General features: G+C 36.6%; 11 protein-coding genes. 7 read left to right on the top strand and 4 right to left on the bottom strand.

Features of this window, described 5'->3' with window-relative positions:
- Nucleotides 1-93: 93 nt before the first annotated feature.
- Together IPMB12_RS10110 and IPMB12_RS10105 are read right to left on the bottom strand one after the other, a co-directional pair.
- Entirely contained in the window at nucleotides 94-1,689 is a 1,596-nt protein-coding gene (locus IPMB12_RS10110) for an ABC-F family ATPase (protein WP_166917303.1), read from the bottom strand.
- 290 nt (nucleotides 1,690-1,979) lie between these two features.
- The gene (locus IPMB12_RS10105) at nucleotides 1,980-3,353 is read right to left on the bottom strand and encodes a hypothetical protein (protein WP_166917302.1); all 1,374 of its coding nucleotides are present in this window, start codon (nucleotides 3,351-3,353) and stop codon (nucleotides 1,980-1,982) included.
- A 1,020-nt stretch (nucleotides 3,354-4,373) separates the two neighbouring features.
- On the opposite strand from IPMB12_RS10105, the gene IPMB12_RS10100 reads away from it, so the two are divergent.
- Nucleotides 4,374-6,740: an autotransporter outer membrane beta-barrel domain-containing protein gene (locus IPMB12_RS10100; RefSeq protein ID WP_166917301.1), complete on the top strand. Its 2,367-nt coding sequence runs from the start codon at nucleotides 4,374-4,376 to the stop codon at nucleotides 6,738-6,740.
- Between the two features lie 66 nt (nucleotides 6,741-6,806).
- Here IPMB12_RS10100 and IPMB12_RS10095 read toward each other — a convergent pair whose 3' ends face one another.
- A complete protein-coding gene (locus tag IPMB12_RS10095; protein WP_166917300.1) occupies nucleotides 6,807-7,268 on the bottom strand; it encodes a multidrug/biocide efflux PACE transporter in 462 nt (153 codons plus the stop codon).
- Nucleotides 7,269-7,383: 115 nt separating this feature from the next.
- Between IPMB12_RS10095 and IPMB12_RS10090 the strand changes: the two genes are divergently transcribed.
- Both IPMB12_RS10090 and IPMB12_RS10085 read left to right on the top strand, forming a co-directional pair.
- Nucleotides 7,384-8,241 (top strand): LysR family transcriptional regulator, encoded by an 858-nt coding sequence (locus IPMB12_RS10090; protein WP_166917299.1) that lies wholly within the window; start codon nucleotides 7,384-7,386, stop codon nucleotides 8,239-8,241.
- A complete protein-coding gene (locus IPMB12_RS10085) occupies nucleotides 8,186-9,886 on the top strand; it encodes a hypothetical protein (RefSeq protein WP_166917298.1) in 1,701 nt (566 codons plus the stop codon). The genes IPMB12_RS10090 and IPMB12_RS10085 overlap by 56 nt, the downstream gene beginning before the upstream one ends.
- Nucleotides 9,887-9,983: 97 nt before the next feature.
- Here the strand turns inward: IPMB12_RS10085 and IPMB12_RS10080 are convergent, their stop codons facing one another.
- Complete coding sequence (locus tag IPMB12_RS10080; RefSeq protein WP_166917297.1) at nucleotides 9,984-11,513, bottom strand: B12-binding domain-containing radical SAM protein; 1,530 nt, start codon at nucleotides 11,511-11,513, stop codon at nucleotides 9,984-9,986.
- Between the two features lie 246 nt (nucleotides 11,514-11,759).
- Here IPMB12_RS10080 and IPMB12_RS10075 point away from each other — a divergent pair, with 246 nt between their 5' ends.
- From IPMB12_RS10075 to IPMB12_RS10060, 4 genes are all read left to right on the top strand, one after another.
- The gene (locus tag IPMB12_RS10075) at nucleotides 11,760-12,659 is read left to right on the top strand and encodes a diaminopimelate dehydrogenase (protein ID WP_166917296.1); all 900 of its coding nucleotides are present in this window, start codon (nucleotides 11,760-11,762) and stop codon (nucleotides 12,657-12,659) included.
- 196 nt (nucleotides 12,660-12,855) lie between these two features.
- Nucleotides 12,856-13,575, top strand: coding sequence for a TetR/AcrR family transcriptional regulator (locus IPMB12_RS10070; RefSeq protein WP_166917295.1), 720 nt, complete (start codon nucleotides 12,856-12,858; stop codon nucleotides 13,573-13,575).
- A 174-nt stretch (nucleotides 13,576-13,749) separates the two neighbouring features.
- On the top strand, nucleotides 13,750-14,517 hold the full coding sequence (locus IPMB12_RS10065; RefSeq protein WP_166917294.1) for a cyclase family protein: 768 nt from the start codon (nucleotides 13,750-13,752) through the stop codon (nucleotides 14,515-14,517).
- 23 nt (nucleotides 14,518-14,540) lie between these two features.
- Complete coding sequence (locus IPMB12_RS10060) at nucleotides 14,541-15,743, top strand: MFS transporter (protein ID WP_166917293.1); 1,203 nt, start codon at nucleotides 14,541-14,543, stop codon at nucleotides 15,741-15,743.
- The last annotated feature ends 3 nt before the right edge of the window (nucleotides 15,744-15,746 follow it).

Here is a 15,746-nt window from a genome sequence, read left to right as displayed (position 1 = left end):
CTTTCAATTATTCAAAACTACCAGGATAATATTCGTATTTATTCTGATAGTTTTGAAATTTACATTTATTAAATAAAATCAAATAGTTAAAAATTACACATCAATCCCCCGACTACGCAAATAATCTTCATAATTACCAGTATAGTCAATAACTTTATTAGGTGTAATTTCAATAATCCTTGATGCCAAAGAGCTCACAAACTCTCTATCGTGAGAGACAAAAAACAGCGTTCCCTGGTAAAGTTCTAAAGCCATATTCAGGGACTCAATTGACTCCATATCTAAATGGTTAGTCGGCTCATCCATAACAATAATATTAGGGCGTTGCATCATCAGCTTACCAAATAACATGCGCCCTTTCTCACCACCGGATAATACTTTAACTTTCTTTTTAATATCATCCTGAGTAAACAGTAAACGCCCAAGAATACTTCTGACCGCTTGCTCATCATCATTTGGTTGTTTCCACTGGCTCATCCAGTCAAACACATTTAAATCCTGTTCAAATTCATACTCATGATCCTGAGCATAATAACCAATATTGGCGTTCTCCGACCATTTAATCTCACCATTATCAGCCGCCATTTCACCCATTAATGTTTTCAGCAGAGTCGATTTACCTATACCATTGGTACCTAAAATCGCCACCTTTTCACCGACTTCAATCATCAGGTTTAAGTTTTTAAATAATGGACCATTATCAAAACCCTTTGCAAGATCTTGAACGATTAATGCATTACGAAACAGCTTTTTAGTTTGCTCAAAACGAATAAATGGATTCTGACGGCTGGATGCTTTAACCTCTTCCAGCTGGATTTTATCAATCTGTCTGGCTCGTGATGTTGCCTGTTTTGATTTTGAAGCATTAGCACTAAAACGACTAACAAATGACTGTAGTTCACTAATTTGTGCTTTCTTTTTGGCGTTATCTGCCAGCAGGCGCTCTCTGGCCTGAGTTGCGGCTGTCATATATTCATCATAGTTACCAGGATAAACGCGCAATTCACCATAATCCATATCCGCCATATGAGTACAGACCATATTAAGAAAGTGGCGGTCATGGGAAATAATAATCATGGTACTTTCGCGTTCATTAAGTGTCTGCTCAAGCCAGCGAATGGTATCGATATCTAAGTTATTGGTTGGCTCATCCAGTAGTAGAATATCCGGATTAGAAAATAGTGCCTGAGCCAGTAACACACGTAGCTTCCAGCCTGGTGCAACTTCACTCATTAGTCCATAATGTTGTTCAATTGGAATGCCCACTCCAAGGAGTAGCTCCCCAGCTCTGGCTTCCGCACTATAGCCATCCATCTCTGCATATTGCACTTCCAGATCTGCAACTTTGTAACCGTCTTCTTCACTCATTTCAGTTAACGCATAAATACGGTCACGCTCTTCTTTTACTTGCCACAGTTCATGATGCCCCATGATGACAGTATCCAAAACACTGTATTGTTCAAAGGCAAACTGATCTTGTCTGAGTTTTCCTAAGCGCTCATGTGGGTCTAAAGAAACATTACCAGATGTAGGAACTAAATCACCACCTAATATTTTCATAAAAGTGGTTTTACCACTACCATTAGCCCCAATCAGGCCGTAGCGATTACCATTACCAAACTTGACAGAAATATTTTCAAAAAGTGGCTTACTACCAAATTGCATTGTGATATTACTAGTTGTTAACACTGGATTTACTCTCGAATAGGAAACTAAAATAGTTAGAATGTGATTTGGCGCACATTATGCCACAATGAATAGCGTGTAGCGAGTAAAGATAAAAGAAAAAGTAATCATCTGATTATTTTAATAAAAATTGCGACAATGATTATTTATTTTGTGGCTATATAGAAACCATTTCATTTATATTTGTGGTTAATATTTATGTACAAATTACAATAAGCAAATATAAAAATACCTCTTATAGTCGTTTATTCTATAAGAGGTAAATTGAGTGAACGCTTTATAATAAAATTTAATTATCTGCTACAAGCAGCAATTGGATATGCCGATTGACTCATAGGACTTGCTCTCACCACCCCATTTGACACATCCACACTAAATTGTTGAGTCGCACTCCAGTTTTGCGATGTCCAGACATCTTTATATGAACTGATTGTTGAGTTTAATACATTAAACCCGGAATCAGTATAGGCTGTTAATTTACCCCACTCACCAAGCACTGTTCCATCTAAATCTCGTGCAAACCGCTTATTAAGATTTTGTACGTAGCCCGTTAACTCTACTGGTGCATTGGTAATCTTATTCACCGGGACAAAATAAGAATGTGCTGCAGCCAGACTTGTCACTGATGTAGCTGTGCCATCTCTACAGTATGAAGCTGCTGGATAAGACGTAGCACTTGCGGAGTAAGCTAATGTGGTTGGTGATGGATCTAACCACGTTTCAGTTGCAGGAATCACATAAGTATCAACCACTCCTGAAGTATGCGTCATAGTGATAGTTGCTGGTGCAGCCATTTTTGAATTAAATTTTACCGTACAGCCAGATAATGAAATATTCGTATTATTTGTTGAACTACAACTCCACTCACTTTCACTCCCCGAGCCAACTAATGTAAATTGAGCGCCTCTGAAAGCGGTAACAGGGAATTTTAAGTTATTCTTTCTTACTGCCTCGACAAGAAATCCATTAGTCGTGTTATAGATATCTGGATTATAGCCAACTGAATAAGTACAATTAGTTGCGTTATTCCTACAATAACTAGCCGTTGTTGAAACATCCAAATCTACTGTTTTAATATAGCATAAAGCAGGTCTATCAGTTTGAAAAGTATAAGTATTTATTCTGCTGTATAGTGGAGTCTGAGCAGGATCAGAAGTTGGTAAACCTGCGGTGGTTTTTACATTAATATCAGCAACAGCAACTCTTAACTGATAAGTATTACAGTTAGTCAAAACCTCATTAGGCACATTTGCTTTAGCAACTGTTAGATTGTTTTTTGTAAAAGTAATATTTACAGAGCCATTAAAAGTAGCTGGAGTATCGCCATCATCATCATTGAGAGAATAACTGTTATCAAGTAAATATATTGAAGAGGCATCAAAAGGAAGAGCAGCCTCTATATCAGACATATTAGTATATCTGGGAACTGTAATGACTCCGGTTGTTTTATATTCATCAAAACCACCGGCAGGATTATTCACTCTTATCTTGAGTAGCTCAGTATAATCTTCTACCTTGTTACCCAAAGGATCATTAAGATATGGTGGTGTACCATTAATTTGACCAATCGTTGTTGCTGTATAAGCTGCCTGAGTTGAACTAAAAGGCAGTACCAGTAAAAAAGCAAAGGCAATTCTAGATTTATTCAATAATCTAAATTCATTCATGTTTTTTCTTTCCCCAAATTCTATTTCTATAACTTATTTATTTTTATTATTGTTTTTTTGAATAAAACGATTAAGCAAAAGCAGATAAAAATAATTAATTTTGCCGATCAAATAAAAAAGATCGATCGTTTTAATCTATGCATAATAAGTTATTTTAAAAGAGAAATAAATAATTAATTCGTTTTTTATCTTATGAAAACTACTGAGAAAGATAAAAAAATTAAACTTAATCAATTGAATGAATATTTATAAATATAACTTATAAAAGGAGTTATCGCATAAAAAAAACAGAAAAATGAGAAAAATGAACTTACTCATTTTTTATCCACCTGCTTTTTAAAAAAATTATTTGTTGAATAAATAATCAAATTTATACATTTTTCGTTCTTCACGATTCTCTTATCTGTACTTTAATCAATAACGATAAATTTAATGATTTATAAAGAGCGTTAATATACTCACATTTAAATTATTGGAATTTACAAAAGTCAGGTAAATATAGAACCATAAGACTCTAAACAGATAATCTAAATAATGTTAATTATTTGATTTAAATTAAAATATTGCTAGTCTCATCACAATAAAATAACAAATTCTTAACGAAAATTTACTTATTTATAGTTAAAATATCATTGAGTTAATAAATCCTTATCACTTTTATATAAAATTGGAAATTATTATCTTATTGATGTTAATAAACATAATTTTTTTAGGGTATAAATTCTTTAGCTTTTAGTGCTGATTTAGATTTACACAACTTGTAAAAGGTATAGTATTGACGCACTTTAATGATAGATCGTTAACATTGTATTTTTTATGTTTAAAAACGATTAAATTTGATTAATGTACTACTTTTTTAGCCTTGTTATGAGTAAGGTTTATCTATAAATAAAAGCTATGCAAAAAAACAACAATAATAAAAAAACAGAATAATTATTTTAAATAATTAAATTGGGAATGTGGCATATGAAAAGCTTCAAAAAGAAAATTCTATATACTCATATAGGATTAATCCTCGGTATGAGTAGCACGTCAATATTTGCGGCAGGAACACTAAACTATAATAATACTCTCTATTATTATTCAGGTTCCACTCCTCTTTCTAGCTACGATGAAATTATTATTGATACAAATACTGTTGCTGGAGGCTTCACACCTTTGCAGGGGTTTGGCATTTATGGAAATAACTATACTTTAAAAAATGTAACGATTACGACTAAAGGTAGCACCGCTGATGCTATTCAGGTGAATGCGGGTGGTCTTCTTCAAACTTATGAAAAATTAACTATCAATGCTTATGGTAGTTCTGCTGATGGTATTAACGTCACAGAAAATGTTTCAGGACTAAATTCAACAGTAAGAGTGGGGAATGGCTCTTATATCTACTCTCAAGATGGTGTAGGTGTACGTGCTAACATCGCTAAAACTGTTGGTGTATCAAGCATTATCGAAATTGGTGACAACTTAGAAGTAATCACTGGTGGTAGCGGTTCAAACCTTCTCGACTCAAAAGGTTATGGTATTTATGCCGGTATCCGTAGCTGGACAGCGTCGTCTGCTGTGGGTGAGGCCAGAGTAACAATTGGTAATAACAGCAAAATTACAACCAATGGCTCATCTGCCCACGCAATTTATGCTAACCGTGGTGGTGTTATTCAACTTGGTAGCACTGAAATCGAAACTAAACAAGCAAATGCTTACGGTATTTTTGCTGAAGCAGGTTCAGCCGGTGGCGTCACTCGTGGCAGTGTTGTTGATCTATTAGGAGACACTAAAGTCACAGTTGTTAATAACGGTTATGCCATGCAGGCAACTGGTGCAGGTTCTGTTATTTCAAGTAATAATTCAGATACGGGTACCAGAACATCAGGCGTTTATACTGTAACTGGTAATATGCGGGCACAAACTGGCGGTAAAATTGACCTGAATATGACAAACGGTTCTGTCTTCTTAGGCAATACTACGGTTGATGCGAATTCTACTTTAAATTTAAATATTAGTGGTACTAATAGTCTCTGGCGTATGAGTAACTCATCAACTGTTACTGATTTAAAAGTCAGTGGTGCAACTATTCAACTTGGAGATCAAACAAGTACAGTTATTCCTAGTAATAAAGTGACACTAACAGCTAAAACTCTTGAAGGTTCTGGTACTTTCGTTTTCCGTTCTGAAATTGATGGTTCAAATAACCATACTGACTTTTTAGTTATTGATGGTGTGGCAAATGGTAATCATAAAACAACAGTAAATGATAGTTTAAATGGTGGCTCAACTGTTACTGGTGATGAGCGCATTCACATCATCAAAACTGAAGGCGGTAATGCAAACTTTACTATTAGTAATGCCAGTGGCACTGTTGATGTGGGCGCTTATCAATATGGCCTTAGTACTGGTGACACAATACGTAGTGAACGTACCAGTGACTGGTATTTAACCAGTCAAAGAGGCTTAACGAATACTGCTGATAACTCAGCTAATATCTTAAATATTAGCTATCTATTAAACTATGTTGAAAACCAAACATTATTACAACGTATGGGTGAACTGCGACGTTCCCCTAATATGGACGGTGATGTTTGGGGTCGTGTTTATGCTGGTGCCCTCACCTCTTTTGGCAGTCAGGCACTATCAGACTCTAAAGTAAAATATCAGGGCATGCAAATCGGTGTTGATAAGAAATTTGTCACAGAAGAGGATTATGATATTTATGGCGGTGCGGTAGTTGGTTTATCTCGTGCTTATACTGATTTTCAGGAAGGTGACGGCAGTACTAATAGCTACTATGTAGGTTTCTACGGTACTTACAAACATGTTAATGGCTTCTATGTTGATGGTGTGGCTAAATATTTGAATATGAATAATAGCTTTAATACAACAACGAGTGGTGGCTATTCAGTTTATGGTGATGGGGATTCTAAAGGATTCAGCTTATCACTTGAAACAGGTAAACGTTTTTACTTTACTGAACAACCAACAGTAGATGAAGGTCGCTGGTATGTTGAGCCACAAGCTCAAATTACATACTCTCACCAAAGTGCAGCCACTATTTCATCAAGTAATGGCTTAAAAACAAACTTAGGTTCTTATGAGTCTGTCATTGGTCGTGTTAGTGCCCTGCTTGGCTATACCACATATGATAAAAACAATAACCAGGTTGATATCTATGTAAAAACAGGTTACGTCAAAGAGTTTGAAGGCAATACAACCTATGCATTTAATGGTATGGAAAATAACTCTTATAACTTTAAAGGTCATATGATCGATAATGCAGTGGGTGTGAATGCACAAATTGATAACGTACATAACTTATATATTGATTTCACTTATGCTAAAGGTAATCAGTTCGATCAAACTATGGTGAACTTAGGTTATCGCTATAATTTCTAAGATAGATTAGTAACAAAAAACGGTGACAAATGTCACCGTTTTTTTATACCAATTTAAAAATTATCTTTAGTATCTTGGTTCCTGAGCAGCCAGCTTTTGGGTCTTTCTGTTAATAACCTTTTCTCTCAGATAATCATAAATCCAGTTATAGACCATCGTATAAGGTAAGAAGAAAAGTAAAAAACCTATCTCCAGCATTAATGCCTGTAAAATAGTAATACCCAACCAGCTAATAATAAGCCCTATACCTAAAACACCAAATCCGACCTCAAAACCAACAGCATGCAGCGCCCTGACCCGCATGGTTCTTGGATATTTAATCACCGGCCAAATCACGTCAAAAATGAAATTATAGATAACATTCCACAGCATCGCAGCAGTCGATAAGATAACTGCCAGTGCTCCCATATCAAAAATAGGCCGATTCATAATGAGTGCTGATGCCGGTGCGGTAATTAAAATGGCGATCACCTCGAAACAGACCGCATGAAAGATACGTTCATATAATGTTCTGCTATATTTGTTCATAAACTTCGACTCTGACTCTAATACTTGTGTTATAAATAGTTTGTGTTATGGCTGGTTATTATCATCGTTTTTTGAGATACTTAAAAGATATTAACCATCTAGAAAATCGATAGATATGACATATTCACCGGAAGCCTTAAGAGCCTTTGTAGAAGCTGCACAGCTAGGTTCTTTCTCTGCTGCAGCACGTAAATTACATAAAAGCCAGTCAACGATCAGCACTGCAATTGCTAATCTGGAAACAGATCTTAATGTTGTTCTTTTTGATCGTCAAGCTAAGCACCCTGTTTTAACAAAGGAAGGGAAACGTATTTTAAATCAGGTCAAGGAAATATTACTCGCTAATGAAAAACTAGATGAATTGGCAACCCGTTTATCAGCACAAACAGAATCTCGTTTAACCTTTATTTTATCAGATATTTATTACTCTCAACGCCATGAAAAAAATCTATATGATTTTGAACAACAATATCCGGATATTGAATTTGAGTGTCTGCTGGCAGAAGATGAAGATGTGATAGAACTGTTACAAACGGGTCGTGCTAATATTGGTGTCATTGAAGCACGCTCTTCTTACCCGGCTGACATCAGTCATTACCGTTTACCACACCAAACAGATATTGCTATTTTTGTAGCAGCAACTCATCCTTTAGCTTCTTTGAAACAAGTAACAAGAGAGCAACTTAATAATTCCCGTCAGCTCTATTTAAATACCTATTCCGGGCATAATAAATTAAAGTCATCGGGACTTGTCTGGTCAGCACCAAGTTATCTTCTTTTACTTGAAATGGCCGAGCTGGGTTTTGGCTGGGCAGCCTTACCGCGCTGGCTGGTAAAACGTTTTAGTCATTATCCATTAAAAGAGCTGAATATTGCCGGATGGCCAAAAACCATCTCAATTGATGCTGTCTGGTCGAATGTTTCACCACCCGGACCAGCCGGACGTTGGTGGCTTGATCAGCTATCTTTATAATTTAGATGCGCTAAAATACAGCCCTAAGAATATGACTCACTCAGTTAATATGAATAAGATCAACGAATTTAACCAATATATTACACCAGCCTTGATGCAAAAACTCATCAATAGTGATTTTGTGCAAAACTTACAAAACTATGAGTATCAATATGTTGGAAATAAATATACTTATCTTTTTGAGCAAGACCAGGTAAATCACACTATACGCATTAGTCTGGCTAAAAGTTATCGTAATACAGACAAAGAAGATGATTTTGAGATCTATCACTACATATTAACTCATCAATCTGCCGTAGAGCTTTTTTATCAGTCCCATATTAGTATTGGTGATAATTTTATTTTTAGTCAGCAAAGTCTGCAAAATCAGCCAGAAAAACACTACGAGCAAGCGCTTGCTAGATTTAAAGAGCTGGTAATGGATCTTGAAGTTGCTGAACAAAATTATCAGCAACAAAAACAAGATCGTGCTGAAGATTTTAAACGGCGAATCGCTCTGCTTAATACTCCCAGAACGTTTAAGGCTCAAACAATACAATTTAGTGATTATACGTTTGATATTATCGATGCAGTACACGCCTTTAGCTATATTAAAGAACTGCACGGTGTTGGTAGTGACGAGAAACTCTATGATGCCTATTCTTTTGAACTGGCAGAAACCAACAGCTGTTTTCTATTAGCAAAAGATGATGTTAATTTATCAAAATTTGACCTCTCAGAGATTAGTGAACAAATTACTGATTTTGAGGTGCAAGGGATTATTTTTCTAAAAAATTTACATATTCAAACCTACCTGATGTGTGAAGATCTTGATTTCTCTCCTGCTGTTATTGTGCTGGGTAATTTATCAGCTAAAAATATGCATTTTTGTGGTCATACACATTATATTGGTGGGAATGTCCGTGGTGAACTGATTTACGCTAAATATAATCACGGAAAACTACATGTTCATGGTGGATTATACGTTTCAAGTATTATTGCTGTAGATATGAAATGCTATATTGGCAAAATGCATGCTGCATCAATTATCAGCAGGAACGATATTTATGCCATTGACGACTTACTTGATGAACAGAATCATGAAATAAAAAAACTGAGCCTGTATCCAAGTACTCATATCGTCCAAGATATTCTAATGGATGATATTTCAACAGAAGTCCTTTGGGACATGGATTTTCCGGAAGATAGTGATGTGATTGATGCCATAATCAATAATAAATCTGTCATCGATACGACAAAAAACAGTAACTACTCTGAGTTTACACTCGATATTGACGCACGTTTTAATAAACTGTTTAACCACCCGGTGATGCAAGCAGAGTTACCTGTCCGCTGTAAAATATTCCTTAACGAAGGCTCTGAGACCTGTTATTTTTATAATCACTACGTCTATCAGGAGCACCCTTACCGGGAAATAGGTTTTGAGGATACAGATTATCACTACCGATTACGTATTATTAACCGTATTGATACCAAAGAGTATGTGGCTTATTTAGAGTATCTGACAGAAGATAATCAATCAGAAACTTACCATTTCATCTCACAAATCACAGATAATTTTACGTCAACAAAAGCAGCGAAACTTGCTTTAAATAAAGCGATAGAAACCTTCTACTACCAGCACCCAAATGTGTATAAGAGATAAATTTATCTATATATAAAAATTAAAATAAAGTAACCAAAAGAATTGCATCGTTATCATTTACCTAAAACCCACCAGACAGGTAAATAGTAATAATATATTAATTACCCACCATATGACGATCCTGACGTACTGTACCTTTACTCCCTTTATTATTAACTTTAGCTCGCCATCCTTCTGGTGGAGAACCTAAATAATGTGGCCAGCCCTGAATTCCCATTGTCATAAAGTCAGCACTCAGTAAGCTGATAATTTCTTGCTTTGGCAGGTTTTTAGAAGTTAACCAGTCAAAAATCAGTTTTATCAGTCGATCTAAGGCAATCTTATGGGTCTGTTTAGTGGTTTTAAAAATCCAGTCGCTAAGCTCCCACATATTTTCAAACGGTGTTTCACCTAAAATCAATGGCGTAGTATGTGGGAATCGTCCTGAGTTAATAATAAGATCCCAAAAACGTGACAGGCGATTAATATGCTGTAATTCTACGAAGGATAAATCACGGTTTTTTAACGCTGCAAAAGGGGCTAATTCGTCATAAACAAATTCAAAGCTATCCGTATGTCTGACAATTGGCGTGCCTTTTAAACGCTTCAAAATCCCAAGTTGAATCTCTTGTGGTTGCCAGCTCCAGAGCTCATTAAAACCTTTAGCAAAACTGGCTAAATTTTCTCCCGGTAATCCGGCAATTAAATCCACATGTAAGTGAGCGCCGGTTTGAGTTGATAACCAGGAAATACTTTCTTTCGCCTTACCTAAATGAGTACGGCGAGAGATATTGCGCTGCACATCCCGATTTAGTGTCTGAATACCAATTTCAAGCTGCAGGGCACCTTTAGGAAAAGCCTGAATTAGCCTTCTTAACTCTTCGGGTAAATAATCAGGTACTACCTCAAAATGGGCAAAGATCCCCTCTTCCGGATACTTTGCAATCTTATCTAAAAAGAACTGTAAAATACGCTTACTGTTTTCTAATTTGATATTAAATGTACGGTCGACAAATTTAAACGTTCTGGCACCACGCTGGAATAACTTCTCCATTTCAGCCAGAAAAGCGTCAATATTAAATGCCTGTACACTTTCATCCAGACTTGAAATACAAAACTCACAGGTAAACGGGCAACCACGTGATGCTTCCACATACAAAATACGCTGAGCTAAATCAGTATCGGTATAATAATCATAAGGGAATTTAATGTCATCAAGTGGTAACTTAATCCCTTGTATAATCTTATTCACTGGTCGGCGCTGGTTTTCAATATCAGATAAGAGTTTAGGTAAACTAGCTTCACCCCAGCCACAAATAACATAATCAACGACATCAACAATCGCGTTTAAGTGATGCTCGTAACTCACCTCCGGCCCGCCAATAATTAAAATGATGTCTGGTCTTACGGCTTTAATCATTTTAGCAATCGCTTCGCTTTGATGAATATTCCAGATATAAACCCCCAGAGAAATCACATCTGGCTCTTGTGCGAGTAGCTGCTCAACAATATCAATTGGACGCTGATCTAACGTATATTCACAAATAACCGCATTTTTTTGATGCTCGCCTAAATTGGCATACAAATAGCGCAGTCCCAAAGAAGTGTGAGCATATCGGGCATTTAATGTGGTTAACAGTATTTTCATATAAGTTATTTAATGGTCTGATAAAAATCAAAATTAATTGGGCGCATCATAGCATATTCCATAATATTTTCTATTTAACTTACCAGATTTGCTATAGTGTCGGTTATATCAGACATTCTGATATTAAAATTATTTATCAACCTGCTTTTAGAAATCCTTTATAATTTTTAGCCATTATTAAACGTAAATAAAATGATCTCGTCTTATTTTAAGATATTAAGATCAATTATTCAGAAGGAGTGAATTGTGACGAAAAAAATCAGAGCTGCCATCATAGGCTATGGCAACATCGGGAAATATACTTTAGAAGCATTAAACGCTGCAGAAGATTTTGAAATTGCAGGTATTGTCAGACGCAGTACTCAAAATAATCCTGCAGAACTGGCGGCTTACAAAGTTGTTGATTCAATTGATAAGCTCGATAACGTTGATGTTGCTATTTTATGTTCCCCTACTCGTGCAATTAAAGAAACCGCTCTGGCTATTCTGGCAAAAGGGATTAATACAGTTGATAGCTTTGATATTCACTCTCAAATCGTTGACCTAAAACACAGTCTGGATAAAATGGCTAAAGCACATAACAGTACAGCAATTATTTCTGCTGGCTGGGATCCGGGTTCAGATTCAATCGTCAGAACGTTAATGCTGGCCATGGCACCAAAAGGGATTACTTATACTAACTTTGGTCCGGGTATGAGTATGGGGCACAGCGTGGCAGCTAAAGCTATCACTGGTGTTAAAGATGCGCTATCAATGACGATTCCACTGGGTACTGGTGTACATCGTCGCTTAGTTTATATTGAGCTGGAAAATGGCGCTGATTTTGCGACTGTTGAAAAAACTTTAAAAGCGGATGCTTATTTTGCTTCTGATGAAACCCACGTTAAACAAGTACCAAGTATTGATGCCTTAAAAGATATGGGACACGGCGTACATTTAACTCATAAAGGTGTCTCTGGTGAAACGCAAAATCAATTATTTGAGTATTCAATGCGTATTAATAACCCGGCTCTGACTGCACAGTTCTTAGTTTCTTCTGCTCGCGCGTCAATGAAACAAGCAAGTGGTGCTTATACCGTAATCGAAGTCGCTCCAATTAACTTCCTGCATGGTCAAACTGATGAGCTTATTGCTCATTTAGTTTAGTTTGTATTAATAACAAAAAAGCACCAAATTATGTTGGTGCTTTTTTTATTTCTTATTCTCTATCTTATTACTTTCATTTTATTATTTACTTATCCGCAATACTTCTTTATTTTCAAAGGAAAAGCTCAACTTAACATTTTCTTATTGGGCAAAACAGCGTATGATAAAGCGTTTTATTATCCATACTGAGTGATCCATGAAAGAATCTAAACCGTTAAAAACAGCCGAAAAAATACTGAATGCTGCTGAGAAGCTTTTTGCCGAATACAGCTACAATGAAGTGTCTATTCGTCAGATTACCGAAACGGCAGAAGTCAAACTGGCACTGGCACATTATCACTTTGGTTCTAAAGAAGAGCTTTATCGTACCCTCATCAAGCGTCGTATTGGTATTTTAAGTCGTGACAGAACTCAGTTACTTATGAAACATAAAGAATCCTACGGTAAAAAAGCGATTCCACTGGAGTTTATTGTTGAGTCTTTTATCGCGCCATATCTTTATAATACGTTAAATGGCGGTGATGGCTGGCGTGATTATGCTAAATTGGTAGCTCGCCTGCTCTCATCAGGCTCTAATCTGTCTTTATCCATTCTACAAGAACAGTTTGACCCTAGTGCTGAACTTTTTCTGGCAGAAATCCGTAAATCAGCACCAAAGGCAACAGAGCAACAAGTTCAATGGGGATTTGATTTTTTAGTCGGTGCAATGTGTAATACTTTTGCCGAAGTTGACCGCATCAATAGCCTCTCCTCTGGTTTATGTTCTACCGAAAAACCAGAAGTTTCCTGTCAGTATTTATTCAATTTTGCCACAGCCGGTTTAAAAGCCGTACTGAGTCAGCAACCTTATGATTTTACTAATACTTTTTCTGAATTAACCTTAATTCATACAGCTGACAATAAAAAACGCAAATAAATCAAACTGTTATAAAAATAGCGCTTTATTTTCCATCAAATTATTTGGTCGGTCGTTCAAATAATTGTGATCAGCCTCGAATTTACAATAAATAAAAATTGATCGGTCGTTCAATTAATTTTATGGTTAGCACAGTTTTACTTTCCTAAAATAACTGTGCAAAAGGTACAAACTATGAAGATAATTGATTTAAGCGTTTCTATCGAACATCAAACGCCTTGTGATCCTCCTTCAATGCCAACTAATATTGACTATTGGGATCACTCTAAAGGTGCTGAACATATCAAAACATTCTTTCCTGAAGCCACCGATGATGATTTACCGGGTGGGCTTGGCTGGTCTATTGAATATATCACTCTCACCACGCATAGTGGCACTCATCTTGATGCGCCGTGGCACTATCATCCAACCATGAATCATGGTGAAGAAGCTACAACTATTGATAATATGCCTCTGGAATGGTGTTTTTCTGATGGTGTAATGCTGGATTTTTCTCATTTTCCGGATGGTTATCTGGTCACAGAAGCTGACATTAAAGCAGAACTAAAACGCATTAATTACACTTTAAAACCGCTGGATATTGTTCTTATTCAATCCGGTGCTCAAAAGTATTGGGGCACAAAAGAATATTTAGTGAAAGGCTGTGGCATGGGGAAAGAAGCAACTCTCTATCTGTTAAGTCAGGGAGTTAAAGTTGTCGGAACCGACGCCTGGAGCTGGGATCGTCCTCTTCCTTTGGTAGCAGAAGAGTTTAGAGAAACACGCGATTCATCAATTATTTGGGAAGGTCACTTTGCCGGTATTGAAAGTGAATATTACCATCTGGAAAAACTCACTAATTTGGAACAATTACCTCCTTTTGGATTTAAGGTATCATGTTTCCCAATTAAAATTCATAAAGCGAGTGCTGGCTGGACCAGAACCGTTGCAATCTTGTCATAACGATAATAATAAGGATAAGAACGATGAAAGAAAAAATTGTGAACAAATGGCATGTCTTAACCGGTGGTTTCTTTAGTTATATGTTTGATGCCATGGATATTACCTTACTTGCCGTTGCTTTGCCTGTCATTATGAAAGATATGAATATGACCATGGCTGAAGGTGGTCTGCTTGGTACAGCGACTCTGCTTGGTGTTGGTATTAGTAGTATTGTAGTTGGCTGGTATTCTGATAACTATGGCAGAAGAAAAGCACTTATCTGGAGTTTAGTGCTATTTGGTATTTTAACCGCTGCTATTTCACTAAGTCCTAACTGGATTACCATTCTAATCTTACGCTTTTTAGCCGGACTTGGACTTGGTGGTGTCTGGGGTATTATCGCTGCTTATATCGCTGAAACATGGCCAGCTAAACAACGTGGTCGTGCTGCTGCATTTGTCTTAAGTTCATTCCCTGCCGGCGCTGGTATTTCTGCCTTTTTAGCTTCAGTTATTATTCCTTTATATGGCTGGCGTGGACTATTTTTAGCTGGTGCGGGTTCACTGGTTGCAGCTTTATATATTTATCTTTTTGTGCCTGAATCAGAAGTGTGGAAAAAGCAACGTGAAGAGCGCCTACAAAAAGGTGAACCAGTGAATGTTTCTATTAGTGAAATCTTCTCACCAGAGCTTATCCGCATCACCTTTTTTGCCACACTGGCTGCAAGCTTCGCACTTGTCGCTTATTGGGGGTCAACGACATGGATTCCAACTTTCTTAGTACAAGAAAGAGGACTGGATATGCAAACTATGTCGATCTTCTTTTTAATCTTAAATATCGGTATGTTTGTTGGATATAATTTATTTGGCTATTTAGCCGATATTATTGGTCGCAAAAAAGCCATTATATTATCGTTCTTAGGAACAACCGTTACCTTACCTATTTATGTCATGTCTGAAAGCACAATAGCCCTACTTTGGCTAGGACCTGTTTATGCTTTCTTTATTTCTTTTGCGGGTTTATTTGGTTCTTATTTTGGTGAGCTATATCCAACCCGAGTCAGAACACTTGGTGCAGGATTTTGTTTTAACGTTGGTCGTGGTCTTTCCGCTTTTTCACCATTTGTCCTGGGCTTTGTGTCGGCCAAATATGGTTTAACCGTCGGAATTGGTATCTGTGCCCTGTTCTTCCTTGCTGCGGCAATTACCATGCTATTTTTACCTAACACTAACCATAAAACCAATTAGGAA

The organism is Zophobihabitans entericus (genome assembly GCF_011745665.1).
Lineage (GTDB): Bacteria > Pseudomonadota > Gammaproteobacteria > Enterobacterales > Orbaceae > Zophobihabitans > Zophobihabitans entericus.
This window is presented reverse-complemented; position numbering and strand designations above follow the sequence as displayed.

Excerpts from the sequence above, each read along its gene's own strand:
- IPMB12_RS10095 (WP_166917300.1), bottom strand. The coding sequence starts at position 7,268 with ATGAACAAATATAGCAGAACATTATATGAACGTATCTTTCATGCGGTC.
- IPMB12_RS10105 (WP_166917302.1), bottom strand. The coding sequence starts at position 3,353 with ATGAATGAATTTAGATTATTGAATAAATCTAGAATTGCCTTTGCTTTT.
- IPMB12_RS10065 (WP_166917294.1), top strand. The coding sequence starts at position 13,750 with ATGAAGATAATTGATTTAAGCGTTTCTATCGAACATCAAACGCCTTGT.
- IPMB12_RS10085 (WP_166917298.1), top strand. The coding sequence starts at position 8,186 with ATGTTTCACCACCCGGACCAGCCGGACGTTGGTGGCTTGATCAGCTAT.
- IPMB12_RS10070 (WP_166917295.1), top strand. The coding sequence starts at position 12,856 with ATGAAAGAATCTAAACCGTTAAAAACAGCCGAAAAAATACTGAATGCT.
- IPMB12_RS10100 (WP_166917301.1), top strand. The coding sequence starts at position 4,374 with ATGAGTAGCACGTCAATATTTGCGGCAGGAACACTAAACTATAATAAT.
- IPMB12_RS10090 (WP_166917299.1), top strand. The coding sequence starts at position 7,384 with ATGACATATTCACCGGAAGCCTTAAGAGCCTTTGTAGAAGCTGCACAG.
- IPMB12_RS10080 (WP_166917297.1), bottom strand. The coding sequence starts at position 11,513 with ATGAAAATACTGTTAACCACATTAAATGCCCGATATGCTCACACTTCT.
- IPMB12_RS10060 (WP_166917293.1), top strand. The coding sequence starts at position 14,541 with ATGAAAGAAAAAATTGTGAACAAATGGCATGTCTTAACCGGTGGTTTC.